Genomic DNA, 24,876 nt, shown 5'->3' with positions numbered 1-24,876 from the left:
GGATTGCCTACTCAGAGGAGCCACACGGACAACGGTCCCGGACACCAATTCAACCTACTGACCGCGTCGGGAAAAAGGGAACGGCGACCGCTACGGACGGTCCGCCTACCTAGATGGCGTAGAGCACAATCCGTGCCGCCTAGTGACGATCTTTAGCCGCTTACGGGCAGGAACCAGCGCTGCGGTGGGGATTAGGGGGTGGTTTGACTGGGGTCGGCCAGGCGTCTTACGGGCCAGGTTGGTGTATCTGCGGCCACCGGATGCCTCGCCCGCGGTGGCGGACCACGATCGGCCGCTCTTGCCTTGATTGAATAATCCGATGGTCGGCACGCGAGCCTGACAAACTGTCAGTGGACGTCCCAATCGGTAGGGGCGATCGCCGCCGGTCGTACATCGCCCCGCACGGCGAATCGTAAGCGATCCGAATCGGGCAGTGCCGTCGTGGCCCAAGCCACGGGGGGCGGAGCATCCCGCCGCCTACGCCGATCGATGAGAAGAGCGGCGTGCTCCCCAAGAGCTCGCCGAGTACCGGAGGAGGGACTTGAACCCTCACGGGATTACTCCCACTGGATTTTGAATCTCAGAAAGCGTACCGGTAATGTCCGGTTCGCTCTGAAACCGCTAGGATTCGCACTGGTTGACCCTGCGTTCGCCAGTTTCAAACCGCCGTTGGGGGACACTTGGGGGGACACCCCCGGGGACCTCTGTCGGCCCAAATTGCAGCCGGGGAGTAGCTACCCCACGCTCCGCCCGCTGTCGGCTCCATCCTGCCGGCGCCGGGCGGGGCAGGCTGTTCGAAAAGGATGGTTTTCGATGTCCGAGACGCGTGGCCAGCTGAGTTCGATTATCGCCGCCGAGCAAAAGCTCTGGGCACCGCACCGTGCCGCGCTCAACGCGATGCGCGGCGAGCGATCTGACTCGCCAGTCGAAGTGGCAGAGTGGCTGTGGAAGTGGTGGGGGATGTCAGCTGAACTCTCGGGGGTTCACGCTTGGCTAAGCGAGGAGGAGACGGAGGCGTGGCGTTTGCACATGGAGCAGAACCCGCATCACCAGATGCATCCGTGGTTGGAAACCGCGGAGCGGGCGTGCACTTGGCTTGTTGCTCGAGGGATCGACGCCGCTCCTCTCAGCGATCTCAGTTTTTACCTCGCGCGGCTCATCGAGCCGCACGAGACTGATGACCGCGGCTTGCTCGAACTATCCCTGGCGAAGGTCCAGAACCGCGTTGCGCTGCTAGTTATTCCGGCAGTCGAGGCACTGATCGACGAGGAACACTCGGCGGGCGACGATGAGTCCAACAGCTCTGGGAAAATCGGGAATGAAGTTCGAATGTCACGCCCAATGTCTCTAGCCGAGGCTGGCGGGCTTCTGGGCTGTCGAGACTCGAAGAAGGCGGCCTATGTCCATCTGCTGATGAGAGACGGCACGGTGCGGGGGCACGCCAAGAATCGCCAGAAGTGGGTTTTCGAGTTGGATTCGATCGATATCGCGGTTCGTCACCAATTCGAGATCAACTCGGCTAGTTCGCCCTAACTCGTGCCAGCTTGGCTGATTACGCGTCAGGCGGGATAGATTCCTCGCAAGTGAGTTTGCTCCAGCCGGAGCCAACGAGAACCCTCGCGAGGAATCAAATGGCTTCCCCTACCGCCTACGCGGCCGAGACTTCCGCGATCGTGCCTGGCGTGCTCTACACGCTCACCGGCTTCATCCGGGTGAGCGGCATCTCTAAGAGCCGGATCTCATCCGAGCGGCTCGACGGCAACGTGCTGGCGACGGTGAAGGCCGGGCGTCGGGTTTACGTCCGCGGCGAAGACGGGATCGCGTTCATTGAGCGCATCGCCGCGCAGCACGCGGCCTCCTAGAGTCGCGAGAATTGCCCTCTTGGGAAAGGAGGCCATCGTGAAGGTCCGCACTACTGAGCTGATGAAGTTCAGGCGGCTCTGCCGCACGCTCAACGAGAGCACTCGTGGGGTGGTGGGGCTGCTCGAGCTGCTGTGGAAAGGCGCCGCCCAGAACACGCCGCAGGGCGACCTGGGTAGGTTCAGCAACGTCGATATCGCTCTGCTAGTGGATTGGGAGCACGACCCGGACGCGCTGATCAGCGGCCTCGTCAAAGAGGGGTGGCTGGACGAGCACCCCGAGCATCGGCTGGTTGTGCACGACTGGCACGACCACGCGCCGAGCTGGGTCTCAATGAATCTCCGCAAGCAGGGGCTCGATTTCGTCACGCGTCGACCAAGCGAACCGGCACCCGACTGCCCTGCAGACACTTCTGCGGAGAGCCCCACAGACACCTCTGCTGAAGTCTCTGCAGAAGCAACGCCCGAGCGTTCTAACGAAGCCTCCACCTTACCCCCCCTTTCCTCTCCTAACCTTACCTCTCCTTCCCCTCCCCCACCGCCGGCGTCGGACGACGCCAAGCGATGGGAGAGGGTGGGGAAGAAGCTGGTTGATCTGAGGGTCAGCAAGGCTACCCAGGCAGTGGAGGCTGCCCAGCGGCGTGGCTTGTCAGTCGAGGAGGCGCGCGAGCTGATCCGTGAATTCGAGTCCAAACCCAAAGCGTGGGAAGCGGGGGCATTATTTGGGCGCCTGACCGGAAGCCTCGAGCACTGGCCGCCGACCTCGGACGCCTATCGGCCGCCTGTAGACCAGCGGGCCGCTGCTGAGCGTGCGGCCCGCGAACGCGAGCTCACCGATCTACAGAGCCGTCATGACCGAGAGGTGCAGGCGCTGCCGACGGCCGCTCGAGCGCGACTCTATCGAGAGGCACAACGTCGCGAGCCCGAGGCCCGCGCCGGGCTCCCCCAGCAGCTCGCCGTGCTGCGAGTGTTCGACGAGGACCCGGCGCGTTGGATGAACCCCGAAGTCATGGAGGTCGCGTGATGTCTAGAACCGCCCCCACAGCGACCGAGATGCGCGAACGACGTCGCGCCGTCGCCGCCGACCGCGAGAGGCTCGAGGGCCTGCACGGCGCCGAGCTCGACGCGATGGAACCCGCCGACGTCGAACGCCTTGCCGGATTCCTGTTCCGCGACCCTGCGGCGGGCGACATGGCTCGGCGGGTTGCCCCACGCATGTGGCGGGCCGCGCTGGTGGCGGCATTGGCTACTGGAGGCCCTGACCTGTGAGCCCTGCACCCAAACAAGCCGAACTCTGGGCGGGCGCCCTGGACCAGCTGCCGCCGCACTTGGCCGACCTCGAGGTCGCCGTGCCGACGTGGCGGATCGACGTCGCCAGCGTCGCCGTCGTGGAAGCCTTCGGGGCGATTCGCCACGCGGAGTGGCTGCAGCTCGCCGCGGCGATCGACGCGGCCGTGCAGGCTGGCGCGGCCGGCCTGCTCTTGCGGATCAGTTCGCGAGCCCAGCAGCTGCGCGGCTTCGGTGTCGCGCTGATGCGATTGGAGGCCGCGGCCGCGAAGGTACCGACCACTGCGTTCATCGAGTCCGCCGGGGTCGCAGGTGCGGCCGCAGCTCTTGTTCAACACGCTGGGACCGTCGCCGCCGATGACGAGCGGGTCCTCCTCGGCGTCGGCGAAGTCGCCGGCCGGTACCCGACGGCCCAGCACGATCTCGTCGACGCAGGTGCGGCCCTACTAACGGCGTTGGCCGGCCGGCTGCGGGACGACACTAACCGGCCCAACTTTGCGCAGGTGCTGGGGCATCTCGTTGCCGACAGGGCGGTCGCCACGGGCGACGCCCGGAGATTGTTCGCCCTACTCACCGACATTCGACCGGAGCAGTCCAAATGAGCACGCACTCAACCCCCGGCATCCAATCCGTGCGGCCGCTGGCCTGCCTGCCCATGTCGTTCGAAGCGATCGAGGCTCTGCGAGCGGCCCCGCGCGAGACCGTCGCAGCGAGCTACCGAGAGGGCCGCGGCAGACTCGGGCACGGTCGGGCAGCTGTCGTGGAGCTGGTCGGCTATCTCGACGGCGAATACCTGCGATCGGTCCGACGCCAAGTCGACCGGCTGGCCGCGGACGACGGCGTTGCCAGCATCGTGCTGTGGGTCAACAGCGGCGGCGGGTCGATCGAGGGCGTGCCCGAGCTGGCGGCCGCGATCCGAAAGGCCCGCGATCGTAAGCCGGTGGTCGCCTGCGCCGAGGGGCTGTGTGCGTCGGCCGCGTTCTGGATTGCGGCGGCCGCTAGCCCGTTGGTGGTGGCGCCGAGCTGCTTAACGGGCGGGATAGGAGTTTTCCTGCTCGCAGTCGACGACCACGAGCTGCACCAGCGCCTCGGCGTGCGGGTCGTTAGGGCACGCACCGGGTCGTTAAAGGCTGTCGGCGTCGCTGGTCAGGCGATCAGCGACGAAGAAGCCGCATGGATGCAGTCCCACGTCGACAGCCTGCTCCGGCTTTTCCACCTGGACGTTTTGAAGACTGAACGCATGAGCCCGAGCGAGTTGCTGAGGCTCTCGACTGGCGAAGTGTGGGTCGGCGCCAGCGCCGTGAGTCTCAAGCTTGCCGACCGAGTTGGTCTGCTCGAGGACGTGCTCGCGGAAGCCGACGCAGCGGCCGAGAAGCGCCACGACCAGCAGCTCGCGAGCGGCAAGCGGGCGTTGGCAGAGTACAACGCGCTCGTTTGTCAGCTCGCAGGCGTGAACGACGTCGAGGAAGCGTTCCAATGCGACCACGAAGAAGTTCGGGAATCTCATCCCGAACTGGCCGCCGAGGTCGACGAGTATCGAGCGCAGGCCGGTCTCAAGAAGTACGAACCACCCAAGCGGTACGAGCGGCCACGGCAAGCGTAGGCTAACGCCCGCGACCCCATTCCCCCCCACACAGGAGGCGACCCTACCCTATGCCACCCTTCGACCCAAAAACGTTACACGACGGAGAGACCACCGACGCGGCTCCTGCCGCAGTTGTCGCAGTCGAGGAACCGCCGAAGCGGAAACGCCGCACCGCCAAGAAAACGCCGCAGCGTGCCGAGACGGGAGCCGGCGACCATGTCGACGAGATTCTGCACGAGGAGTCACTGCGCGAGAAGCGTCGGATCGTCGCCGCGCACGCGGTGCTCAACCGACTAGCCGACCGAAACCAGGATGCGGCGAACTGCCAGCGGCTGGACATCGACCCGGAGGAGTGGCGGTTGGTAGCGGCGGTGTTCGACGACGTGCGGAACGAGCCGGAGCTGCGACGCGTGATCAGCTCACGGCAGGGAGTCCTGCAGGCGATCGCCAACGGCGCCACGCGAGAGGAGATCAGCGCCGCAGAAACCGCCCTGGCGGAAGCAGTGCGGGCGGAGAACGAGGCGGCCGCGACTGTCGATGATCTTGCCGGCGTCGAAGCGGGGCCGGTGCTGCTGCAACAGATCCAACGCCTCGAGGCGAGGCTCGCCGGGTTGCGCAAGACGCGAGCCGAGGCGCAGTCACATCTAAACCGGGCGCGGAGCCAGTTTGCGATGGTGTGCAGCCGGGCGCCCAAAGAGCTGCAGCGGCGCCGCGACGAGGGCGTCGCGGACGTGCACCGCAGCGAGGAGGGCGTGCGGCTGCAGGTGCTGGATCGAAAGATCGACGGCATTCGCAGTCGGTGGGCCAGCGGTCGCGTCTACAAGTGGGCGCATGAGGCCACCAGTGGAGCCTGGTGGTGCTTCCTCGCTCGCGAGTGCCCCGCGGCGATCGTCACAGGCGGGCGGCACGGCCCGGGGCGACACATTGATGCAACCGTGATCGAGGAGTTTCGACGGGACCAGGTGCAACGCGTGCTGCCCGAGCTGCTGGCCGAGGCAGACGAGCTGCGGCCGCGTGTCGCGGCCATGCTCGAGGAGGCCGAGGCGCCCGTCCACGCGTGGGCGGCGACCGGCTGTCTGACGTTGGAAATGTTGTAGTCAACCAAGTCGGCGGCGGCGTGCTGCCGGATCTTTGAACCGATAGGAGGAACCCCAGATGCCCAGTCACTCAAGAATGGTCGACCGCGAACCCGACCACCAATTCACCAGCGTCGCCGAAATCAAAGCGGCGGCTGCGGAGCTCGCCGAGGAACGTGGGCTGCGACCGCGGCAGGCGTTGCACGCGGTTCTCAGCGCCTACCCGAAGGCCCGCGAGCTGTTCGTCGCTGAAGGACGCAAGAAGCCCTTACCGCTGTAGGTGTTGGGAACGTCGTCGGCCGCCCCTTTTTGATCGGCTTTCGGGGCGGCCGGCGGCGCCTTACCTCACCTCTCATTCCCAAGGAACTAGTACGATGACAACCAGACTCGAGGAACTAACGGAACCGCTGGCGTGGTTCCCAGCCAGCGAGCGCCTGCCAGGCGCCCGGCTGGTGCGGCTCGACGGATCAGGCGAGCTGGCCCTCGCGGCGGCGGCGTCGACAGACGTAATCGCGGCCACGCTGCCCAGCGACGCCCTTCACGGCGATGGGCCGACGCGGGTGGCGATGCGGTCGGCGGCGGCGGTGTTGGTGGTGGAGGCGTCGGGCGAGGTCACGCTTGGCGCGGTCTACCAGGCGGCCGACGGCAAGGTGGCGGCGTCAGGGACCGTACGCGTCGGCGTGGCGATCACCGCGGCGACCGACGACGTGGTGAGGGTCGTGCCCGACTAGGCCCGCGAGGCGGCCTGCTGGGCCGCTGAGACGCAGGGCTTTTGGCCTCGGCGGAGGCCGTCGGGCTGCCCCCGGGGGGGGCGGGGGGGGCTTGGGGTCCTTCCCCGGGCCCCCCGCGGGGGCTCCGCCAGGAGCGATCGACAGGATTTTTTGCGTGCAGGATCTGGGAAAATCGGGTCCGGCGGATTCTCTCTCTCCCCCATAACCGGAGCAGCTAATGGCGAAGACGAGTAGGGCAGCGGGCGGGAAGCCGGCAAGTCTTCTGCGGCTGCCGCAAGACGTGGCGGCGCAAATTGCCGGCGTGCCGCGACACAAGTTAAAGGACCACCCCGAACTCCGTGGACGGAATCTCGACGGCACCTGGAACCTGATCGAGCTCGTGCAGGGACTCTGCACAGACTACAGGCCGGCAAAGCTCAACGACGACGAGCTCGAGGTTGTGCTCCGCGCGGTTGAAGACATGACCGTCGAGGTGCCCACGAAGCTTGTCGACGACATCGAACGTGTCGCCGCTCGCCACGGCGCGGCCGGCCTGGCCGCGATTGGCACCGTGGTGCTCGACGAGCTCAAGCGGTGGCGGTGCACGAGCACGCGATGGGAAGAGGCCGGCGTGCTGCGAGACCCTGGCGAAACAGAACGCAGTGAGGCGATCGCCAGCGGGCAGACGATCGCTTGCTGCGTCCACTGCGGCAAGTACAGGTGGGGCTCCAAGTGGCGTAAGAAGCCGGAACGGAGCGGCCTGGTCGAACTCGAGACCGTCTGCCCGGACTGCCACGCATGAACACCAGCCCCACCTACGCGAGCGTCCTGCACCGCCTGGCCGCCGGTGAGGCGATCGACGGCGCCGAGCTGCTCGCCGGCAAGTACCGTCAGCAGATGGAGCGGGTGACGACGGCGAGCAATTCCGCCTTTAGTTCCAAGCTGCTCGGGCAGGTGACGTCAATGGCGACCGGGCTCCTGTCTGCAGGCTCGGCCGTGCAGCTGGTTCGACGCGAGCTCAACCTGCTGCGTGAGGCGAGCGAACGAGTCAATGCAACTCAGGTTGGCGCGGCGCAGGCCCGCGAAACCTTGAAGCAGAATATTGCGGTCCTGCCCGCGGCGCAGCGCACCGCCTTCCTGGCCCGCGCCGACAAGCTCGGATCGTCGCTCGGTCAGGATCAGAATGTTATCGACGTCGCCCTTGCCGACGCGTTCAGCGGCTCAGGCGGCAACGTGAACGCCGCATTCAGTAACGTGCGAGCGGCCGCGGGCTACAACCCAAACTCTCCGGGAAATATCGCCGTCACGGCCGGCGGCCTGTCGGACGTTTCCAAGGCGACCAACCGCGTCGACCCGGCGTTCAATCTGGGCGTGCTCAACAAGGTGGGCGCCGCGTCCCGCGTGATCGACCCAAAAAAGCAGCTGCTGGCGATCCCTAAGACGATGGGGGGACTGGCCAACAGCGAGTTCACCTATCAGGAATCGGGTGCGATGTTCGCCGCGCTGTCGAACCGGCTGGTGGACCCCGAGGGGAACACCACCAGGACCGCCGCGCTCAACTTCGGCTCTCGGCTCGAGCAGTTCGTCGCCGAAGCGATCAAGTCGGGGAAGGTCGCTGGAAACGTGGACACATTTGGTGAGCGTCTGCAGGCGGTGCGGTCTAACAAATCGCTGGCAGATGACTTTCTCGGCAGCCTAGGCGGCCCGATCGAAGCGCAGGGCGAGCTCGAGCAGTTCGTACGCAGTAGCCGCTCCCCGCTCGCGATGGAGTTCAGCCGTGTGAAGCAGAGCCTCGCAGACGAGGCGAGCATTGCGTCGCACGGGCGAGGGCTTCTCGATTGGGTGGGCAGCGGTAAGTTTTCGCGAGCCGCGAGCACCGAGCTCGTGGTGGCCGCCGGCTCGGACAAGGTTCGACGGGTGTTCGCTGACGCCGAGCTGAGCTTGAATGCGGCCAACGACGTGTACGATCTGCTGGGTGACACCTCCTCGCGCGTACGCACCGGCAAACTAGGCCGATCCACAAACTGGTTCCCGCGGGCAACGACCGAGGCTGGCATCTACAGCCGTGTCGGCGAAACCATGAGCCGCAGCGAGGCGATCGCGGAACTCGACAACAGGGTCCGCGAGCTCGAGCGGATTTCCCCTGCGGTGCCTCGAGGATCATTGACCACCGCTGAGCGTACCGCGTGGCACCTGCAGCAAAACGATCCGGCGTTTGCGAGCGAGACCAATGAGATGCTGGAAGAGCTGCGGGCGATGAGGAGCAGCCTAGTCGAGCTGCAGGAGCGAGCAGCGACCGCCGCCGAGCGAACTGCCGACGCGGTCGAATCCGCCGACCGCGTCGACCGCGGTTCACGTCAGGAGTAGCCTGCTAGCGGCCGCGTCTGTCGGTCCTTCCCCCCGCCGACGATTTGAGCAATAATCCGGGGGTCAAAGCTACCCGGCTGGCGGCTGCGATTGCTCGCACCTGCCGACCACAGCACGTAGAAGAAGAGATGTCAAACTCTCGTAGAAAACAGAGCGCCGAGGTGCGCAGGTGTGGGGAGTCCGTAAGGCCCCCGGGTGGTTCTACGCCGCCTGACAACGCCAGTGCACCTCGGCGCTTTCTTTATGCGCCGACATTCTGCCGGCGCTGGAAAGGCCAATACGATGGCAACCGCAGCTCTGCGGACGCGTACGCTATCGCCCGTCTCAACCCCCTCCGCCCCAGCGTGGAGAGACCCCCACAGCAGCCTGCCCGAGATCGTGGGCTCTGCTCGTGAGGAGCTCGCCGAGGGCAACTTCGAAAACGCCTGGTCGGGATTCCAGATCGCCCTGGACCACTGGCTCCGTGTGAAATGGGTCGAGCATTCGGGCAAGCCCGGCTCGCCGATCGCGGAACGGTTTCAGCTGGTCGACAAGCTCACCTCGGGATGTGCCTTGGACGACTGGACGAACAAGGCGATTCGACTGGTGCTGACTCGCCCTCTGCCAGTTGAGGCATGGCACGCCGAGGTTGTCGCCGCCCTAGTAACCGCACTGGCGGTCGACGGCGTCGACAGCGCTCCCAAGCTGGCCGGCAACGTCCGGCGCCAAACTCTCGAGGACTCGTGTCGCGGGCAACGGGCGGCCTCCGGCGCCCTGACGAGAGGGGGCATGCCCCGATGAAGCCTCTCAAAACACTCTCCGAGGCCAAGGTCGCCGAAGTCGAGCGGCTGCTCGAGACCGGTGCCGCGTGGATCGACGTAGCGACCGCGACTGGTCTTGCTGGCACGACCGTACGCATCATCGCCAGAGGCCAGCATTACCACCAGCAGCCTAAGGAGGAGCAAGCCCGACGCAGCAACTGCCATCTACGCGGGTGGGTCCCCTCCCTCGAGGAGATCGCCCGCGAGTGCGAGCGGATCCGCCAGCAGGCGCCGCGTCTGACGGTTGGGGATCAGTCCGTGGAGTTCAGCTGGTAGCCATTTCGAGCCCGTCGCGCCAGACGCACCGGATAGCGTCTGGCGCCCGGGCCATCGATTCGAGAAGTATCCCTGCAGGGCCGCCGAATTTGGCGGCGAAGTACTCGCCAGCCCCTGTGAGAACGCCCCTCGTCAACGATCACGGAGTCAATCATGGAAAGTGCCAACTCGCCCACCACGCGGCCGCTGAGCCTCCCTATCGTCTCGATCGAAGCCCTGGCGGCCGAGCTCGGGCTAACACGTCGCTGGATCCTCGAGCACTGGTGCAGCCAGGAAGCCCAGCAGCCGCGCGCCCCGCACTTCCGCGACGGCAACCACGTGTTTTTCGAGGTCGAATCCCTCCGAGCGTGGGGGCAGCAGCGAGCCGCCCAGCAGCTCGATAGGTATCCCTGCAGGGCCGCCGACAACGGCGACTAGCGATCGACGCCAGATCCGGCGGCGCAACCAGGTGGGGCGACAAGCGATCGTGACGAATGACGCCGGCTGCTCACTGCTGCGGTCGGGCTCATTGAAATTGATCCGCACCCGCCACGAACACTCGAAAGGAACTGTCGAGGTGCTTGATCTTCGTTCGAACTTCGAACCCACATGCTGTCTTTGCCCAGACGCCCGTATAGGTCATGCCTTTCTCAGCTGTCTCCGGCTTCGCCCGCATAACGAACGAGGCGGCCTCTCTGGGTCCGATGGTTGCCGGGATGTTTTCGCCCATGACGGGCGGCTGGTCTGGAATCACGTGGGCGCGATGCTTTTTGGCTTCCACCTCGGGGATGATCCAACCAGCGCCGGTGATCGTGAGGGGGAAGGTCGACATGTTGACCACATGGACACCCACAAACCTGACGCCTGCGCGATTCCCGACCCCAATTGCCTGCGTCGGCGTAACTCTCAGCTTGGGGCGATCGCGGACCACATTCCGCCAGAAGTTGAGTATTCCGAGAACCGTACCGATGGCACCGAGAGCGAAGCCGGCAATCGGTAGCCAGGTGGGTGCGGCGTCGGCCAAGAAAAGAGCAATCTGCACAGCGATCTCCGATCGTCGGATCAGTGGTGAAGCGCCGAGATTCTAACCCAAAACGAAAGGTTGAACGATGCACGCAATCAAGGTGCACGTGGTCAGCAAGGGCCGCAAGTACCTCTACATGCGGTTCCGGTGCCCGCTGACCGGGGAGGAAGAGACCCGCAGCACCGGCGAGACCAGCCCCAAGGAGGCCGCCAAGGCCGCCGCGAAGTGGGAGGCCGAGCTACAGGAAGGACGCTACCGAAAGTCGGCGGCAATGGCGTGGGACCAGTTTCGCGAGTTCTACACCGACAATTGGCTGGTGACTCTCGCGCCCGGTACCGCGGTCAACTACTGCGCGACGCTCAACAAGTTCGAGGAGCACTGCAAACCGAAGCGGCTGGGCGACCTCACGACCCCCAGGGTGACCGCGTTCGCCGCCAAGTTGCGGGAGGCCAAATGTCGGCCAGCGACGATTGCCAGGCACCTGCGTTGCCTGAAGGCCGTCAGCAACTGGGCCCACGGCGAGAAGCTGCTCGCCGCGGTCCCCACCTTCAAGATGCCCAAGCGCGTCGCCGGCGCCAAACTCATGCGGGGGCGCCCGATCACGCTCGAGGAGTTCGAGCGGATGCTGCAGAAGGTCGCCGAGAACGCCCCCGACGAGGCTCTGTGGACGTTCTACCTGCGGGGGCTGTGGTTGTCTGGCTTGCGGCTTAGCGAGTCTCTGACGCTCTCCTGGGACGCCAAGCCGGGGGCGATCGTGGTCGACCTGTCCGGCGCCTACCCGATGCTGAGGATCCCTGCAGAGGCCGAGAAGGGGCACCGAGACCGAATCCTGCCGATCACCCCAGACTTTGCCGAGCTGCTGCAGAGGGTCCCGGACCCGCAGCGGCGTGGCCGAGTCTTCAAGGTGGAGGGCAACCGCACGAAGGTAGGCAGCACCGTGTCGGCGATCGGCAAGGCGGCCGGCGTGGTGGTGGACGATACCGACGGGAAGCGGAAGTTCGCATCGGCGCACGACCTGCGTCGCGCGTTTGGGGCCCGCTGGTCCCGCAAGGTGATGCCGACCGTACTACGCGAGCTGATGCGGCACTCGAGCATCACCACAACGATGGGCTACTACGTCGGCGACGACGCGGAAGCGACCGCCAAGGCCCTGTGGGAGGCCCAGGGGGACACTTTGGGGGACACTTCGCAAAATCGAGCGTTGCAGAAGAGCGGCGAAAATCGCCGCAAGTCGTTGCACAGTCAATAGTACCGGAGGAGGGACTTGAACCCTCACGGGATTACTCCCACTGGATTTTGAATCCAGCGCGTCTGCCAATTCCGCCACTCCGGCAATGTGCGACGAGTGCAGTAGATCCGGAATTATGGTGAGTCGACGCCCACGCCGCAAGCGTGGATGGCTGTCGTGGTAAGAATCGCGGGCGGGCCGTTCTGGCGAGCCGGAGCGGAGATCGCCACCGAACGGCGGCGGTTGCGAGAGTATCCCCGACAGGATTCGAACCTGTAACCTTCGGCTTCGGAGGCCGACACTCTATCCAGTTGAGCTACGGGGACAAGCGATTTCGCACGCCAGACTGGTGGCGATTTCTGCCTTACGGGCCGGGCCGCGGCCCGTGAAGCCCGAATGCGGCAAGCCAGTATTCTCTTGCTACCGGCGTCCGCTGGCAAGGCCCCGCCTAATAAGCGTTGGAGCTGGCCTGCGGAGCTCGGAACAGCCTGCCCCGCGTGACCTGCGGCACCTCACGCTGGTACTCACGCGGACGGCCGCCGACGATCTCGGGGGCGACGTCGTTGAGCGGGTAAGGGTCGTGGTAGATGGCGTCGTACTGCTGCTGGCCAGCGGTGCCGGGGTGGAACAGGCTGGGCATCCGCGTGCCGGCCCCACAGCCCGTGCAGCAGGCGATCGCGACAGCCAGCGACCCGCTGAGTGACAGCTGACGGCGGCGTTGGGTTCGGGGGAAGCGACGCACGGGGAACTCCTTTTCCGGGGCGAACGCCGGGCGCACCGGGCGCCCCGCGGTCGGGCACGGTACCAAGATCCGCCGCAGGCGTCCAACGGGATTACTGGGACCGCTGGCGCCGGACGAGTTGTCCCGACTGTCAGTGCATCGGCTTGGCGGCGGCGCCGCTCGACTCGTTTCGACAGCGACGCGTTCCCCCCTGTGGCGGTCGGCCGGGTCACGCCGGTCGCGGAAACCTTGCGGCGCCAGACCGCTGTCGACTTGGTCGGCAGGCGGCTATAATCCCTGCTATCACCCGTCGCGTTCCCAGATCTGTTGAGGGGGACCCGGCGCGAGACCCCTCCCCACCCGCCATCCAGTCACGGCACGAAGCCCCCCTATGAAGAACACGCGTGATACGCAGCTGCTGTTCGAACTCTCCAAGCCCGGACGGCGGGCCACGCGACTGCCGGTCTGCGACGTACCCGAGAGCCGTGTCGCGGACCTGCTGCCCAGTTCGATGCTGGCGGAGAACCTGCCGGCGCTGCCGGAGCTTTCTGAGCCGGCGGTGGTGCGGCACTTTGTTAATTTGTCGACCCAGAACATGAGCGTCGACACGCACTTCTACCCGCTCGGCTCGTGCACGATGAAGCACAACCCCAAGCGGAACGAGCGGGCCGCGGCCCTGTCGGGCATGGCGGACGTGCACCCCTACCAGCCGACGGAGTCGCTGCAAGGGATGCTCCGGCTGCTCTACGAGATGCAGCAGTACCTCAGCGAGATTTCGGGCCTGCCCGCGTGCAGCCTGCAGCCGGCCGCTGGGGCGCACGGCGAATTGGCGGCCTTGTGGGTGGCGGCGGCGTACTACCGCGACCGCGGCGAAGCCCGCACCAAGGTGCTCGTTCCGGACAGCGCCCACGGCACCAACCCGGCCAGCGCGGTGATGGCGGGTTTCCAGACGGTTACCGTCAAGACGCTGCCGACCGGCGCGGTCGACATGGACGATTTTCACTCGAAGCTCGACGATCAGATCGCCGTCTTCATGATCACCAACCCGAACACGGTAGGCGTGTTTGAGCCGTCGATGCGGGCGATTGCGGACGCGGTGCACGCCAAGGGCGGCCTGATCTACCTCGACGGAGCCAACATGAATGCGGTGCTCGGGGTGGCCCGGCCCGGCGACTTTGGCGCCGATATGCAGCACTACAACCCGCACAAGACCTTCAGTGGGCCGCACGGCGGCGGTGGGCCCGGAGCCGGCCCAATCTGTGTCAGCGAGGCGCTCGCGCCCTACCTGCCGACTCCGCTCGTGGTAAAGCAGGGCGACGCCTACGCCCTGGAGTTCGACCGCCCCAAATCGATTGGCCGCGTGCGGTCGTTCTTCGCGAACACCGGCGTCCTGGTGCGGGCCTACTGCTACATCCGCGCCCACGGGCCCGACGGCCTGCGGCGGGTGAGCGACATGGCTGTCCTGAACGCCAACTACCTGTTGAGTAAGGTGAAGCACTTCCTGCCGGTTCCTCAGGGGGACCGCTGCATGCACGAGTTTGTCGCGACCGGCGCCAAGCTCAAGGCAGAAAAGGGCGTCAGCGCGATGGATGTCGCCAAGCGGCTGCTCGACTATGGCTACCACGCGCCGACGGTCTACTTCCCGCTGACCGTCAAGGAAGCGATCATGGTCGAGCCGACCGAGACTGAGAGCAAAGAGACCCTCGATCACTTCGCGGAGACGCTCTTCCGGATCACCGAGGAAGACCCCGAGTTGCTGCACGACGCGCCGCACACCACCACGATCAGCAGGCCCGACGAAGTCCAGGCCGCGCGGCAGCCGGTGATGTGCTACTGTGGCTGAGCGTGAGGAGGATGCGATGCGTCTGGCGTGCGGCCTGCGGAACGATTCCCCTGCCGACGGGGCGTGGAACATGGCGCTCGACGAGGCCCTGCTCAATCTGGCCGCCGAGCAGGGAGTCGCCACGCTCAGGCTTTATCAGTGGACGCCCGCAACGTTGTCGCTCGGCTACTTTCAGAGCGAGTCCGATCGCGCCTCGCACGAGCAAAGCACCGGATGCCCGGTGGTCCGCAGGCATAGCGGCGGGGGTGCGATCGTTCACGATCGCGAGCTGACGTACAGCTTGGCGGTCCCGCCAGTGCTGGTATACTCCCGCGACCCCTACGCCCTCTATTTCGCCGCGCACGAAACCTTACGGGATACTCTGCAGCAGGACTTCTCACCGCCCGCGGGAGTTGCGGTCGAGCTGTGCCAGCCGCCGCCGTCGCGGCCGCGGTCGGAAGACCCCTTCCTCTGCTTTCTTCGTCGCTCAGTCGGCGACCTGCTGATCCGCTCCGCGGCGGCGGGGCTGCCGGAAACGGTCGACCAATGCCACAAAGTGGGAGGGAGCAGTCAGCGGAAGCGTCAGGGGGCTATTCTCCAGCACGGCAGTATTCTGCTGCAGGCCTCTCCGCGAGCGCCCGAACTCCCTGGTATCGAAGAACTTATCGGTCAGGAGATCACAGCCGGTGGGCTGGCCGAGGCTTGGCTGCCTCGGTTATCTAGCAGACTATCGCTCGAACTCCACACTTCAGAGTGTCCCCAGACTAAGCTTGAAGAGGAGGCTCAGGGGATTTTGGCAAGCAAGTTCGGGAGCGACGCCTGGACCTACCGGCGCTAATCGCCGGGCGTCAGGATGGTCGATGAGAGCCTTGGAGCACGATTCAGACGCCTGTCGTGCAGGAAGCCGCAGGGTTGCCGCGTGGAAAAAGAGTGACAAGAACGCGCAATAATGCAATCCCAAGAGCCATTTTTGCGTATACAATTTGCGTACTAGTCGTAGAGGGTGTCCGGGACGAGTAGCCCGAGAACGCCCACCCAGCTGGCAAGCCGGCTGGCGTTGGAGGTCGAATGCCGAGTCGCAGGAGCTGTCATCCATTTCTTAGTACCCACTCCGCGGTAAGGCTGTAGGCAAGATTGATCGAGTATTTCTCCGCACGCACGTCGCTATTTTTTGTTTGTAAACTCCTCGTGCGGAGGAATGGGGGCTCAACATGAAGTTGAAAGTCTTGGCGGGCGCTAAGGAGGGAACCGAGATCCCATTGAAGCGATCGAAGTTCCTGATTGGGCGCTCCAGTGAATGTACGTTGCGAGCGGGCAGCGACGCTATTAGCCGTCGGCACTGTGTCGTGCTGACGCGTGAGAGCGGCGTAAGCGTGCGCGACCTCGGCAGCCGGAACGGAACACTCGTCAACGGCGAGCGTATCGAGTCCGAGACGCCGCTCAGTATCGGCGACCGGCTGAAGGTCGGTCCGCTTGAGTTCGAAATGATCGCCGCCGGCGCCGAGCTCAAGTCGGCGAAGAAGCCGCCGGTAAAGAGTGTCGCCGAGGCGGTAGACCGCGCCGCGAATCAGGCTGCTGGCGACGTCGCGGAAGACGACATCAGCAACTGGCTGCTGGGCGGCGACCCGACGTCGTCGGTCTCAATGCGCGAGACGATGAGCTTCCGCGTCGACGAGACCCGGTCGTCGAAGATCGCTGCTCCCGCCGGAGAAGCCGCAACGGACGCCGACGCTGAAGATGTCTTGGCGGAGGGCGGCGAAGAAGCCGAACACGACAGCGGCAGTGACAAGAAGGACAAGAAAGACAAGAAGCGCTTCGGCAAGCTGCCCGAGCTCCCTAAGAAGCCGGGCACAAAGGACAGCCGGGAAGCCGCGGCGGATATCCTTCGCGAGATGTCGCGGCGACGTTAAGCGCGGCGCCGCTGGTTTTCTTTCCGTACGGGAACGATCGAATTGAAGTCTAATCAGCCTAAGCAGAAGTCGGGCGTGCTCGGCCTGGCGTTCGACGCCGAGGACGGTCACAAGAGACTGACCCGCGGCAAGGACTTCCTGCTTGCCGGCGGGTCCGAGGAGACCCACGGCCGCATGCAGGAAACGCTCATCAAGGTTGGCGAGCGGCTCGAGCAGCGGGGCAAACGCATCTCGGACGCGTCGACCAGCGAACTCCGCGACGTCTTCCACGACGTGCAGTCGACCAGCTGACGCGGCGCCGCTTGTGGCGGCTGACAGTAAACAGACACGAGGCCCGCTCGGCAGAGCGGGCCTCGTGTTCTTTTGGTCGCTGATGGCCGGCGGCGCCGGATAATCGGCTACTCGGTAGCGGCGAGCTCGGCCGATTCGGCCAGGGCTTCTTGGGCCTCGGTCTCGGCCTGGGCCTCGAGGTCGGTCTCTTCGGCCGGCGCGCGAGCGGCGAGTTCCGCCGGCGAGAGCTGGACGTAGCCTAGGCCGCGGATCACCTCTAGCACCTCGCTGCAGGTCGGGAACATGCGGCCGCTCTTCCGCTTGTAGTCGTCCAGGGCGTTCATGAACTGCACCTCGCAGTCCGAGTAGTCACGCTCGCAGGTGGTCGGGTCGATCTGGCGGCGCCGGCTGACTTTCTCGCGACGCTCCAGCTTTGGGGCCTCCGCGGGCTGCTCTGCGGTCTCCTCCTTCGTGCGGCGGGCGGTGCGGCGGCGGTCGACGCTGACCTCCTTGGCTCCCGCCTTGCTGCTGGCGGCTTTCTTCTTCGGAGAGGCCTTCTTGGTCGTCTTCTTGGCGGTCTTGGTTGCGACTTTCTTGCTGGTGCTCTTAGCTGCGGTCTTGGTCTTGGCCACCTGGTCTCTCCTTGTCGGCGTGGGTCTGATCGCCCGGGCGGGGCTGACGGTTGGGGAAAGCCGTCGGGCAGGGCAGTCAGGGTGGGATGGGGTGTCGCTAGGGTTCCAATCGGGGGCCGGGGCCTGCGTTTTAGAGGGTCCTGGAAAAATACACAGTTCGGGCGGATTTGCAGGTTTGGCCAGTCGTTGCGTGTGAGTCAAACATGCGCGACAGGGCGCGCCGTGCGGCCGATCTAGCGCGAAAACGAGGGCCATTTCGCTCGCCTTGCGTCCGTTTGGGCGGGTTGGTACGGTCCGCGGGTCCTGGGCGGTCCCCGCCCACCCGATCCGGCCGACGCGGAGAAACCGAACGTGCTCTCAAACTGCCAAAACCCGCGCCCCTGGGCCGCCCCCGCCCTGCTGCTCTCGCTCGTCTGCCTGAGCGGCTGCAACACGGTCAACAGCCAAGCCAATAATGCCGAGGGCGTGCGGCTCTACACGCAGGGGGCTTACGACCAGGCGGCCGCCAAGTTCCAAGAGGCGATCGCCACCAACCCCGACTCCCCCGACGGCTACTACAACCTGGCCGCCTCGCTCCACAAAGCGGGCTCGATGTACCAGCGCCCCGAGGACATCAAGCAGGCCGAGGTGCTCTACAATCAGTGCCTCGAACGCAACCCGAACCACGTCGAGTGCTACCGCGGCCTGGCCGTGCTGCTCAGCGAGACCAACCGCCGCGAGTCGGCCTTCCGCCTGCTCAACAACTGGAGCTCCGCCAGCCCGCAGAACCCGAACCCGCGGATCGAGCTCGCCCGACTCCTCGAGGAGACCGGCCAGCTCGAGCAGGCCAAGGCCCAGCTGATCGCCGCGCTGGAGGTCGCCCCGACCGACGCGCGGGCGTTCACGGCGCTCGGCCGGCTGCGGGACCAGGCGGGCGACTACCAGCAGGCGCTCGCCAACTACCAGCGCTCGCTCTCGATCAACGGCGCCCAGCCGCAGGTCGCGGCGCGGGTCGCCGCGCTGCAGGCCGCCACCGGAACGGCCGGTTCGCTGGCGCCCGGGACCGACCCTTCGCGGGTCGCCAACCAGTACCAGTCTACGGTCCGCTACTAACCACCGGCTTGATGGTAGGCGGACGGTCGGCGTCGGCCGCAAGCAGCCCCTCGAGCAGGTCGCACGCCCGGTCGCGGGCGGCGCGGCCATCGCACTGTTCGGCGTAGCGGCGGCAGCTCGCGCCGACCGCTGCGGAGCCGATCAGCCGCCCGAGCGCCTCGGCCGCCGATTGGCCGGCGAACCGCCGCGGCGAGAGCTCCTCCGCCACCCCCAGCCGCCGCAGCCGCTCGGCGTTGTCGTGCTGGTCGAACGCCAGCGGTCGGATCAGTTGCGGCACGCCCGCCGCCAGCCCCTGGGACGAACTGCCGATGCCGCCGTGGTGCACGAACGCCGCGCAGCGGGGCAGCAGCTGGCTGAGCGGCTCGAACTCGAACCGCCGCACGACGTCCGGCAGGTCCGCCGGCAGCTGCTCGGCAAACTTGGTCAGCAGCACCCCCCGCCGCCCGAGCCGCACGCACGCGTCGACCGCGTCGGCGAAGAACCGCTCGCCCTGCCGGTTGGCAGTGCCCGGCGTGAACGCAATCGGCGGCTCGCCAGCGTCGAGGAACGCCTGGCAAGCGTCGCTCAGTGGCCGCTGCTGGCCGCCGTCCCACTGGGGGAAGCCGACGCACGCCGAGCCGCTCGGCCAGTCGGGCTGTGGGGCCGCGAACCACTCCGGGAACAGGCACACGTTGCACGCGCCCGCGTACCACCAGTCGGGCATCAGCCGGCCGGCGGGCGGCAGACCGAGTTCCCTCCGCAGCTTGTTCAGCTCCGGCGCGATCAACGGCCGCAGCCCCAACCGCTCGCCGATCGCAAACTGAGTCGCGTTGACCCACCGCGGCAGCCACGGCCTGGCCAACGCCACCGGCAGCTTGGGCGGCGCGGTGCTGCTCCACACGGCCAGCGGCGCGAACGTCACCGAGGCGACCGGCGCCAGGCCCTGGTCGCGGACCACGCGGCTCGCCAGGTCGAGGCCGTGGGCCGCGATGACGGTCTCGCCCGGGCGGCAGCGCTCGGCGACCGTGCGGTGCATCGGCGCCAGGTACTTGAGGCTCGCCTGGCGGACGATCATCGGCAGGCTCTGCCGCGGCCGCCACAAGTCGGGGTGCCGGGTCAGCTCGAGGTACTCCTCGGCCGTGCCCATCGGAATAAAACCGAGCCCCGCCCCATGAACCTCCTGCTCGAAGTACGGGTTGGCTAGCAGCTCGACCTCGTGCCCCCGCCCCGCCAGCGCCGAGCCGAGGCCGATCATGGGGTGCACGTCGCCGTAGCTGCCGAGAGCGGTGAGCAGGAAGTGCATCGGTCTGAAGTATCTCCGTAGGTCAATCGACTAGTCTGAATGTAGGAATGCGCCCCGTCCCCGTGAAGCGGCCCCAGGCGGGCGTCCGGCGGCCGAATACTCCCCGTTGCCCGCGCTGCGGTTGCCTGCCGCGGCCGCGGATGGGAAACTGGGGCAGCCGCACGATACTAATCGAGCCCTTGCCCTCCCGATCGACCGTCCCCGTTCTATGCCGCACGAACCCCTCTCCCACGACGCCGACGACGACTACGAGCTCGAGGCGCCCGACGAGTCGGTCGAGCAGCTCGCCCGTCAGCGGGCCGCAGCCGAGTTCCGCCACGCCACCGACTCGCTGGAGATCGACAACGCGCAGCGGGCGATGGAAGAGCGGCACATGCTCGACCCTTCCGACAGTTTCCAGTTCCAGTTTCAGACCAAGCACCTGTTGATCGCCACCGCGGTGCTGGCGATCGGCCTGACGCTCGCCAAGCTGACCAACGGCTTCGCGGTGCTGATGGTCGGCACGACCGTCGCGCTGATCATCACCCACTGGTACCTCAACCGCCGCGAGCAGCAACGCATCGACGAGGCCGCGGCCCGCCGCGCCGAGGTAGTCCGCCGCTCCCGAGAGCGGCAGGCCACCGAGAACATCGGCGGCCCCCCCACGATGTACGACGAAGAACTCGAGGAGGCCGACGCCGAGCTCGAGGCCGCCGTCCAGGAGTCCCGCTTCCGCCTCAGCTTCTCCTTCCAGGACATGATGATCGCCGTCACGGTGGCGGCGGTGGTGATGGGCATTGGCGCCGCGATCGGGGCCAAGGCGCTCGCGGTCGTGCTCGGCCTGGTGGCGGTCACCGGCCTGCTGACCTACGCGGTCGGCGTGCAGCCCCCGGCGCGGGTCGTGATGGTGTGGTGGGTCACCCTGCTGCTGTACATCGTGGTCTGCGTGCTCCAGGCAATCGGCACGCTCGGCGGTGCGGCTGCCTAAGCGTGCCGGCGGAATATTGTCCCCGTAGAGTTTTGTCCGCTATTCCGACATCGATTCATAGCGACAAAAGTCGGGCCCCATTTCCGGCGAAGATCGCCGTAAGTCGTTCCAGTTGTGGCCGTTGCGAAAACAGCCCTGATCCGCCTCCGCTGACTTTTGTCCGATCCTGCCCGCTAGCGCGGACAAAAGTCGTTTCGCGAACGCGATCGGCCGCTCGGGGCCTAGCTTCTGCAGCCCCTCTATTGGACCGCGCTACCGGCCCTATTTCTACCGAAATCCGGTGAGAAGTCGGGATCGATGCAGCGCTAGAAATCGCTCTCAACGGCGGCAATAAAAAGGGGGAACACTGATCAACGCTAATCGATTGCGACCCCCGCGCTCAACCTAGCGTGGGCCGTCAGGCCCACCCCGTGCCGCGGTCGCTCCAACCACCGGCGATCACCCGCTCTCTTTCCCCACCGCGCGAGTGCTCGTTGGCGGCCCCCACCAACTTCGGGCTAGAATGACCCTCACCGCCGCAAAGCCAAGCCCCCCAACCGCGACCCGAGCAGGAAAACTGATGGCCGATCGATCCACGCAGCGTGTCTGTTTGCTGACACTGATCTTGGTCGGCCTACTCTTCGTTGACTTGCTCCCGGGCGCCTCGCCGGCCCACGCCGACTGGTTCGGCTCAGGCGAGCACCGCTTCGAGATCCCGTTCGTCACGATCGGCGCCCCAGGCAACCCCGCCGACACGACCGGCGCGCCCAACCCCGCCGGCCGGGTCGACTACGTCTACCAGATCTGCAAGTACGAGGTCCCTGAAGAGGCAGTCCGCAGCGCGAACGCCCTCAGCGAACTGGCCGGCGAGCCGCTCGGCCTGACACTCGACGACCGCGGACCGCAGAAGCCGGCGACCAGCCTCAGCTGGTTCGAAGCGGCCCGGTTCGTCAACTGGCTCAACGCCGACCAGGGCCACCCGCCCGCGTACAAGTTCGATGAGCAGGGCGCGTTCCAGCTCTGGTCGCCCGACGACGCCGGCTACAACCCGGCCAACCCCTTCCGCAACCGCGCCGCCGTGTACGTGCTGCCGAGCGTCGACGAGTGGTACAAGGCGGCGTACTACGACCCCATCGCCCAGGTCTGGTGGGACTACCCTACCGGAAGCGATGAGCCGCCAATTCCGGTTGCCAGCGGAACGGACCCTGGCACGGCCGTTTGGAACCAGGTGACCGGGCCCGCCGACGTACAACTTGCAGGTGGGGCGAGTCCTTTCAGGACCATCGGGCAGGGTGGGAATGTGATCGAGTGGGAGGAAACAGCGGCAGACTTGGTCAATGACAGGGGTGGGGAGTTGCTCGGCCTTAGAGGAGGCGACTCAGGACCAACGATCGGAGCAATAGATCTTTCGTCATCTTTCCGTAATACGTTTCCGCCGACTGGGAATCCCGTGAATGTTGGATTCCGAGTTGTTCGTGTTCCGGAGCCGACAGCATCCCTATTCCTTCTTGTATTCGCACTACTAGCAGTCCCTCGCCGTGGTTGCAACTTCGAATGAATCCACATTCGAACTTGCAAAGGTGTCAGGAACCAATTGCAGGGAGATTCTTGCGGCCGATATTCAAGGAGTCTTCGTTCCCTTCTGTTCATCCCGGCGAGTCTCAAGGACAGAAGGCAACGAAGAGCGAAGGCGGCAACCGGCCCGTCCGTTTGCTGGGGAACACTAATCAGCGCTAATAGCCGCTAATCATTGGGGGCGACGCCACTGGCGGATATCAGTGCTCCCCTCTCTGATTGGCCACCCTACCCCAGCCAAGCGACCAGCAGCCGCAGGACCACCAGGCCGCCGAGGACGAACAAGACCGCCTGCACGATCGACTTCTCGGTCGAGTCGCGCTGCGCGGCGCACTCGAGGCAGACGAGGCGGGTCTTGGTCTCGGTCGGCTCGCCCGCACGCCCGGCCGGGCCGCTCTTCTGGCTGAACTCCACCGTGCGGCACTTGTCGGGCCCGCACCGCCGCCCGCACTGTTCGCAAGGTCTTCCGGAAGCCATGTTGTGGTTGATCCTCTGGTGCGGTCCAGTTGGACGCAAGTTCGACGGGACACAAATCAGCGCTGAGGGCGATAATCACCGCGCGAGCCGTCATTAGCGAAAATCAGCGTCGATTGGCGTTCCCTTGACTTTCTAGGCGTCCGCCGCCGCAGCAGCAGGGTCGCGGCGGCGCTCGCCAGCAGGCCGAGCTGGGTCGGCTCGGGTGCGATGGTGGTGATGACGGCCGTGAAGCGGGTGAGGTCGGCGTAGTCGTCGGCGGCCGGGTTGATGACGATGTCGATGATCGAGCCAACATGCACGTCCGCCTCGATCGAGTAACCGATTGGCAGCGAGCCGTCAGGCAGGTTGGTGATGAACCGCTGCACCCCGTCTACATGAATGTGCCCGCGGGCGCCGAGCGTGCCTGGGTACGGGTCGCGGTCGGCGAGCTCGCCGGCGATGGTCACCAGGCCGGCGACCTCGCTCACGTACCTCCGCGCGGCCCGGTGCTCGGCGGGTGTGCGGCCGCTGCTGGTGTACGAGCCGTTGGGGTGCCCACCAAACCGGTCGAGCATGGTCCAGTAGACGGGCGCCGGCAGGCTATCGTCGACCTTCCAGGCCTGCTCGATGGGGTCGTACTCGGTCATCGGGATGAAGTCGTCGGGGGAGCTGGGGGCGCCGGTGTAATAGCCGTAGTACCAGCCGTCCTGCCCCTGCACGCTTGAGAACTCGGCTACCGAATCGGCCACCACAATTGTCGCCGGCGCCGCCTGAGCCTGCGTGGACCAAGTGCTCAAGATCCCGACCGACGCCAGAACCGCTACCCCGCCAAACCTCATGAGACCGCCCCTGTGCTAGGTAAGCCGAACGTCGCAAGACGTGCTGCTCGCCATTGTACGACCGGGTCGCACGGGTCTCAACGAAGCGAGGGGACTGGCAGCCGAGCGAGCAGGAGCGGGGAGTCGCATGGGTTGCGGATTCTCGGGCCCCGTCGGGGCGTTGCTTGCCGAGAATGCTATTGGAATAGAGGCGTCAGGAGGGCAGAATTGGGGCGTGGCGTGTGGCGCCCGGCGGGCGTCGCGGCACGCGACGGAACCTCTTCTCTTCTGATCCAGCACGGGTGTCGGCGTGGAAAGCGACGGTAGCCTTAGTAGGCAGTCGGCCGAGCAGTTGCGCGACCAAGTCGCTGAACTTAGGCGGCAGGTGACCAATCTAACGGAGTCTGCCGAGCTGTCCGCCGACCGCGAGACGCGGTGGGCCTTCGCGATGGAGGGCAACCGCGACGGCGTGTGGGACTGGAACGTGGTCACCAGCGAGGTGTTCTTCTCCAGACGCTGGAAGCAGATGCTCGGGTTCGGGGAGCACGAGATTTCGAACGACCTCTCCGAGTGGGACAAGCGGGTGCACCCCGACGACCGCGAGGCGGTCTACGCCGACCTGAACGCCCACCTCAGCGGCGGCTCTCCCTTCTACCACAACGAGCATCGGGTGCAGTGCAAAGACGGCTCGTACTTGTGGATCTGCGACCGGGGCAAGGTCATGAGCTGGACCGAGGCCGGCGAGCCGCTGCGAGTCGTCGGCACCCACACCGACATTACTGCCCGCAAGCAGGTCGAGCTCGAGAACGAACGGCTGATGCGCGAACTGCAAGAGGCAGTCGACAACGCCCGGGTGCTGCGGGGGCTGCTGCCGATCTGCGCCGGCTGCAAGAAGATCCGCGACGACGACGGCTACTGGAATCGGATTGAGGCTTTCATTGCCTCGCACACCGGAGCCGACTTCACCCACAGCATCTGCCCCGAGTGCGTCGAGATCTATTACCCCTCGAGCGGTCAGCCGGCGGCAGAATAAGCTGCGTCAATCGGTTGGAGAATGCCCCGCGGGCGATGCTCGTGATTGGTTGGGCAAGGCTTCGATGGCGTGCTCGCCGTCGGTAGCGCGGGGCTAGCGGCCAAACTAGTTGCGGCCATTGCGAACGG

At 66.0% G+C, this 24,876-nt stretch carries 29 protein-coding genes and 3 tRNA genes; 23 read left to right on the top strand and 9 right to left on the bottom strand.

All coding sequences use genetic code 11. The annotated features are described in order from the left end of the window. Positions 1 to 526 precede the first annotated feature (526 nt). Positions 527 to 607: transfer RNA gene (locus Pla123a_RS24660), tRNA-OTHER, on the bottom strand. A gap of 206 nt (positions 608 to 813) precedes the next feature. Here Pla123a_RS24660 and Pla123a_RS14280 point away from each other — a divergent pair. The 14 genes from Pla123a_RS14280 to Pla123a_RS14215 all read left to right on the top strand — a co-directional run bounded on the left by Pla123a_RS14280 (position 814) and on the right by Pla123a_RS14215 (position 10,377). Then, entirely contained in the window at positions 814 to 1,533 is a 720-nt protein-coding gene (locus tag Pla123a_RS14280) for a hypothetical protein (protein WP_146588063.1), read from the top strand. Between the two features lie 98 nt (positions 1,534 to 1,631). After that, a complete protein-coding gene (locus Pla123a_RS14275) occupies positions 1,632 to 1,862 on the top strand; it encodes a hypothetical protein (RefSeq protein WP_146588061.1) in 231 nt (76 codons plus the stop codon). A gap of 19 nt (positions 1,863 to 1,881) precedes the next feature. After that, positions 1,882 to 2,883 (top strand): hypothetical protein, encoded by a 1,002-nt coding sequence (locus tag Pla123a_RS14270; RefSeq protein ID WP_146588059.1) that lies wholly within the window; start codon positions 1,882 to 1,884, stop codon positions 2,881 to 2,883. Continuing rightward, positions 2,883 to 3,128, top strand: a complete 246-nt coding sequence (locus Pla123a_RS14265) for a hypothetical protein (protein WP_146588057.1) — start codon at positions 2,883 to 2,885, stop codon at positions 3,126 to 3,128. Before Pla123a_RS14270 ends, Pla123a_RS14265 begins: the two co-directional genes overlap by 1 nt. Next, positions 3,125 to 3,748 carry a hypothetical protein gene (locus Pla123a_RS14260; RefSeq protein ID WP_146588055.1) on the top strand — a complete coding sequence of 208 codons (624 nt, stop codon included), beginning with the start codon at positions 3,125 to 3,127 and terminating at the stop codon, positions 3,746 to 3,748. Before Pla123a_RS14265 ends, Pla123a_RS14260 begins: the two co-directional genes overlap by 4 nt. After that, a complete protein-coding gene (locus tag Pla123a_RS14255) occupies positions 3,745 to 4,749 on the top strand; it encodes a S49 family peptidase (RefSeq protein WP_146588053.1) in 1,005 nt (334 codons plus the stop codon). Before Pla123a_RS14260 ends, Pla123a_RS14255 begins: the two co-directional genes overlap by 4 nt. Before the next feature lie 50 nt (positions 4,750 to 4,799). After that, positions 4,800 to 5,828 carry a hypothetical protein gene (locus tag Pla123a_RS14250; protein ID WP_146588051.1) on the top strand — a complete coding sequence of 343 codons (1,029 nt, stop codon included), beginning with the start codon at positions 4,800 to 4,802 and terminating at the stop codon, positions 5,826 to 5,828. Between the two features lie 58 nt (positions 5,829 to 5,886). Next, positions 5,887 to 6,087: a hypothetical protein gene (locus Pla123a_RS14245; RefSeq protein WP_146588049.1), complete on the top strand. Its 201-nt coding sequence runs from the start codon at positions 5,887 to 5,889 to the stop codon at positions 6,085 to 6,087. Between the two features lie 94 nt (positions 6,088 to 6,181). Then, positions 6,182 to 6,538, top strand: a complete 357-nt coding sequence (locus Pla123a_RS14240; protein ID WP_146588046.1) for a hypothetical protein — start codon at positions 6,182 to 6,184, stop codon at positions 6,536 to 6,538. A gap of 217 nt (positions 6,539 to 6,755) precedes the next feature. Then, positions 6,756 to 7,319: a hypothetical protein gene (locus tag Pla123a_RS14235; protein ID WP_146588044.1), complete on the top strand. Its 564-nt coding sequence runs from the start codon at positions 6,756 to 6,758 to the stop codon at positions 7,317 to 7,319. Next, positions 7,316 to 8,884 carry a hypothetical protein gene (locus tag Pla123a_RS14230; RefSeq protein ID WP_146588042.1) on the top strand — a complete coding sequence of 523 codons (1,569 nt, stop codon included), beginning with the start codon at positions 7,316 to 7,318 and terminating at the stop codon, positions 8,882 to 8,884. Before Pla123a_RS14235 ends, Pla123a_RS14230 begins: the two co-directional genes overlap by 4 nt. Before the next feature lie 282 nt (positions 8,885 to 9,166). Then, a complete protein-coding gene (locus Pla123a_RS14225; protein ID WP_197527965.1) occupies positions 9,167 to 9,664 on the top strand; it encodes a hypothetical protein in 498 nt (165 codons plus the stop codon). Continuing rightward, positions 9,661 to 9,960 (top strand): hypothetical protein, encoded by a 300-nt coding sequence (locus Pla123a_RS14220; RefSeq protein WP_146588038.1) that lies wholly within the window; start codon positions 9,661 to 9,663, stop codon positions 9,958 to 9,960. The genes Pla123a_RS14225 and Pla123a_RS14220 overlap by 4 nt, the downstream gene beginning before the upstream one ends. A 153-nt stretch (positions 9,961 to 10,113) precedes the next feature. Beyond that, positions 10,114 to 10,377, top strand: a complete 264-nt coding sequence (locus Pla123a_RS14215) for a hypothetical protein (RefSeq protein ID WP_146588036.1) — start codon at positions 10,114 to 10,116, stop codon at positions 10,375 to 10,377. Positions 10,378 to 10,465: 88 nt separating this feature from the next. Here Pla123a_RS14215 and Pla123a_RS14210 read toward each other — a convergent pair whose 3' ends face one another. Next, positions 10,466 to 10,981 (bottom strand): hypothetical protein, encoded by a 516-nt coding sequence (locus Pla123a_RS14210; RefSeq protein WP_146588034.1) that lies wholly within the window; start codon positions 10,979 to 10,981, stop codon positions 10,466 to 10,468. 67 nt (positions 10,982 to 11,048) lie between these two features. Here Pla123a_RS14210 and Pla123a_RS14205 point away from each other — a divergent pair, with 67 nt between their 5' ends. Further along, on the top strand, positions 11,049 to 12,212 hold the full coding sequence (locus Pla123a_RS14205; RefSeq protein WP_146588032.1) for a tyrosine-type recombinase/integrase: 1,164 nt from the start codon (positions 11,049 to 11,051) through the stop codon (positions 12,210 to 12,212). On the opposite strand, the gene Pla123a_RS14200 is transcribed toward Pla123a_RS14205, so the two are convergent. The 3 genes from Pla123a_RS14200 to Pla123a_RS14190 form a co-directional block, all read right to left on the bottom strand. Next, positions 12,213 to 12,296, bottom strand: a tRNA-Leu gene (locus Pla123a_RS14200). A gap of 147 nt (positions 12,297 to 12,443) precedes the next feature. Beyond that, positions 12,444 to 12,517, bottom strand: a tRNA-Arg gene (locus Pla123a_RS14195). A 122-nt stretch (positions 12,518 to 12,639) separates the two neighbouring features. Next, positions 12,640 to 12,933: a membrane or secreted protein gene (locus tag Pla123a_RS14190; RefSeq protein ID WP_231956470.1), complete on the bottom strand. Its 294-nt coding sequence runs from the start codon at positions 12,931 to 12,933 to the stop codon at positions 12,640 to 12,642. 370 nt (positions 12,934 to 13,303) lie between these two features. On the opposite strand from Pla123a_RS14190, the gene gcvPB reads away from it, so the two are divergent. The 4 genes from gcvPB (at position 13,304) to Pla123a_RS14170 (ending at position 16,935) form a co-directional block, all read left to right on the top strand. Beyond that, positions 13,304 to 14,755 (top strand): aminomethyl-transferring glycine dehydrogenase subunit GcvPB, encoded by a 1,452-nt coding sequence (gcvPB, locus tag Pla123a_RS14185; RefSeq protein WP_146588030.1) that lies wholly within the window; start codon positions 13,304 to 13,306, stop codon positions 14,753 to 14,755. A gap of 16 nt (positions 14,756 to 14,771) precedes the next feature. Continuing rightward, positions 14,772 to 15,572, top strand: a complete 801-nt coding sequence (locus Pla123a_RS14180) for a lipoate--protein ligase family protein (RefSeq protein WP_146588028.1) — start codon at positions 14,772 to 14,774, stop codon at positions 15,570 to 15,572. A gap of 373 nt (positions 15,573 to 15,945) precedes the next feature. Continuing rightward, positions 15,946 to 16,644 carry an FHA domain-containing protein gene (locus tag Pla123a_RS14175; RefSeq protein WP_146588026.1) on the top strand — a complete coding sequence of 233 codons (699 nt, stop codon included), beginning with the start codon at positions 15,946 to 15,948 and terminating at the stop codon, positions 16,642 to 16,644. A gap of 42 nt (positions 16,645 to 16,686) precedes the next feature. Then, on the top strand, positions 16,687 to 16,935 hold the full coding sequence (locus Pla123a_RS14170) for a hypothetical protein (RefSeq protein WP_197527964.1): 249 nt from the start codon (positions 16,687 to 16,689) through the stop codon (positions 16,933 to 16,935). Positions 16,936 to 17,042: 107 nt separating this feature from the next. Here Pla123a_RS14170 and Pla123a_RS25020 read toward each other — a convergent pair whose 3' ends face one another. After that, a complete protein-coding gene (locus Pla123a_RS25020) occupies positions 17,043 to 17,546 on the bottom strand; it encodes a hypothetical protein (protein WP_231956468.1) in 504 nt (167 codons plus the stop codon). 351 nt (positions 17,547 to 17,897) lie between these two features. On the opposite strand from Pla123a_RS25020, the gene Pla123a_RS14160 reads away from it, so the two are divergent. After that, positions 17,898 to 18,638, top strand: a complete 741-nt coding sequence (locus Pla123a_RS14160) for a tetratricopeptide repeat protein (protein WP_146588022.1) — start codon at positions 17,898 to 17,900, stop codon at positions 18,636 to 18,638. On the opposite strand, the gene Pla123a_RS14155 is transcribed toward Pla123a_RS14160, so the two are convergent. Further along, on the bottom strand, positions 18,622 to 19,920 hold the full coding sequence (locus Pla123a_RS14155) for a glycosyltransferase (RefSeq protein WP_146588020.1): 1,299 nt from the start codon (positions 19,918 to 19,920) through the stop codon (positions 18,622 to 18,624). The two genes, Pla123a_RS14160 and Pla123a_RS14155, sit on opposite strands and share 17 nt — an antisense overlap. A 208-nt stretch (positions 19,921 to 20,128) precedes the next feature. On the opposite strand from Pla123a_RS14155, the gene Pla123a_RS14150 reads away from it, so the two are divergent. Beyond that, positions 20,129 to 20,887, top strand: a complete 759-nt coding sequence (locus tag Pla123a_RS14150; RefSeq protein WP_146588018.1) for a hypothetical protein — start codon at positions 20,129 to 20,131, stop codon at positions 20,885 to 20,887. 559 nt (positions 20,888 to 21,446) lie between these two features. Beyond that, positions 21,447 to 22,424 (top strand): SUMF1/EgtB/PvdO family nonheme iron enzyme, encoded by a 978-nt coding sequence (locus Pla123a_RS14145; protein ID WP_197527963.1) that lies wholly within the window; start codon positions 21,447 to 21,449, stop codon positions 22,422 to 22,424. 245 nt (positions 22,425 to 22,669) lie between these two features. On the opposite strand, the gene Pla123a_RS14140 is transcribed toward Pla123a_RS14145, so the two are convergent. Beyond that, positions 22,670 to 22,918 carry a hypothetical protein gene (locus tag Pla123a_RS14140; protein WP_146588014.1) on the bottom strand — a complete coding sequence of 83 codons (249 nt, stop codon included), beginning with the start codon at positions 22,916 to 22,918 and terminating at the stop codon, positions 22,670 to 22,672. Between the two features lie 56 nt (positions 22,919 to 22,974). Then, positions 22,975 to 23,694: a PEP-CTERM sorting domain-containing protein gene (locus tag Pla123a_RS14135; protein ID WP_197527962.1), complete on the bottom strand. Its 720-nt coding sequence runs from the start codon at positions 23,692 to 23,694 to the stop codon at positions 22,975 to 22,977. A gap of 406 nt (positions 23,695 to 24,100) precedes the next feature. Between Pla123a_RS14135 and Pla123a_RS14130 the strand changes: the two genes are divergently transcribed. Beyond that, positions 24,101 to 24,748 (top strand): PAS domain-containing protein, encoded by a 648-nt coding sequence (locus Pla123a_RS14130; RefSeq protein ID WP_197527961.1) that lies wholly within the window; start codon positions 24,101 to 24,103, stop codon positions 24,746 to 24,748. Positions 24,749 to 24,876: the final 128 nt, after the last annotated feature.

This window comes from Posidoniimonas polymericola (assembly GCF_007859935.1).
In the GTDB taxonomy this organism is placed as follows: domain Bacteria; phylum Planctomycetota; class Planctomycetia; order Pirellulales; family Lacipirellulaceae; genus Posidoniimonas; species Posidoniimonas polymericola.
This window is presented reverse-complemented; position numbering and strand designations above follow the sequence as displayed.

Coding starts and splice junctions, on each gene's coding strand:
- Pla123a_RS14280 (WP_146588063.1), top strand. CDS start 814: ATGTCCGAGACGCGTGGCCAGCTGAGTTCGATTATCGCCGCCGAGCAA.
- Pla123a_RS14275 (WP_146588061.1), top strand. CDS start 1,632: ATGGCTTCCCCTACCGCCTACGCGGCCGAGACTTCCGCGATCGTGCCT.
- Pla123a_RS14265 (WP_146588057.1), top strand. CDS start 2,883: ATGTCTAGAACCGCCCCCACAGCGACCGAGATGCGCGAACGACGTCGC.
- Pla123a_RS14255 (WP_146588053.1), top strand. CDS start 3,745: ATGAGCACGCACTCAACCCCCGGCATCCAATCCGTGCGGCCGCTGGCC.
- Pla123a_RS14250 (WP_146588051.1), top strand. CDS start 4,800: ATGCCACCCTTCGACCCAAAAACGTTACACGACGGAGAGACCACCGAC.
- Pla123a_RS14245 (WP_146588049.1), top strand. CDS start 5,887: ATGCCCAGTCACTCAAGAATGGTCGACCGCGAACCCGACCACCAATTC.
- Pla123a_RS14240 (WP_146588046.1), top strand. CDS start 6,182: ATGACAACCAGACTCGAGGAACTAACGGAACCGCTGGCGTGGTTCCCA.
- Pla123a_RS14235 (WP_146588044.1), top strand. CDS start 6,756: ATGGCGAAGACGAGTAGGGCAGCGGGCGGGAAGCCGGCAAGTCTTCTG.
- Pla123a_RS14230 (WP_146588042.1), top strand. CDS start 7,316: ATGAACACCAGCCCCACCTACGCGAGCGTCCTGCACCGCCTGGCCGCC.
- Pla123a_RS14225 (WP_197527965.1), top strand. CDS start 9,167: ATGGCAACCGCAGCTCTGCGGACGCGTACGCTATCGCCCGTCTCAACC.
- Pla123a_RS14220 (WP_146588038.1), top strand. CDS start 9,661: ATGAAGCCTCTCAAAACACTCTCCGAGGCCAAGGTCGCCGAAGTCGAG.
- Pla123a_RS14215 (WP_146588036.1), top strand. CDS start 10,114: ATGGAAAGTGCCAACTCGCCCACCACGCGGCCGCTGAGCCTCCCTATC.
- Pla123a_RS14205 (WP_146588032.1), top strand. CDS start 11,049: ATGCACGCAATCAAGGTGCACGTGGTCAGCAAGGGCCGCAAGTACCTC.
- gcvPB (WP_146588030.1), top strand. CDS start 13,304: ATGAAGAACACGCGTGATACGCAGCTGCTGTTCGAACTCTCCAAGCCC.
- Pla123a_RS14180 (WP_146588028.1), top strand. CDS start 14,772: ATGCGTCTGGCGTGCGGCCTGCGGAACGATTCCCCTGCCGACGGGGCG.
- Pla123a_RS14175 (WP_146588026.1), top strand. CDS start 15,946: ATGAAGTTGAAAGTCTTGGCGGGCGCTAAGGAGGGAACCGAGATCCCA.
- Pla123a_RS14155 (WP_146588020.1), bottom strand. CDS start 19,920: ATGCACTTCCTGCTCACCGCTCTCGGCAGCTACGGCGACGTGCACCCC.
- Pla123a_RS14150 (WP_146588018.1), top strand. CDS start 20,129: ATGCCGCACGAACCCCTCTCCCACGACGCCGACGACGACTACGAGCTC.
- Pla123a_RS14145 (WP_197527963.1), top strand. CDS start 21,447: ATGGCCGATCGATCCACGCAGCGTGTCTGTTTGCTGACACTGATCTTG.
- Pla123a_RS14140 (WP_146588014.1), bottom strand. CDS start 22,918: ATGGCTTCCGGAAGACCTTGCGAACAGTGCGGGCGGCGGTGCGGGCCC.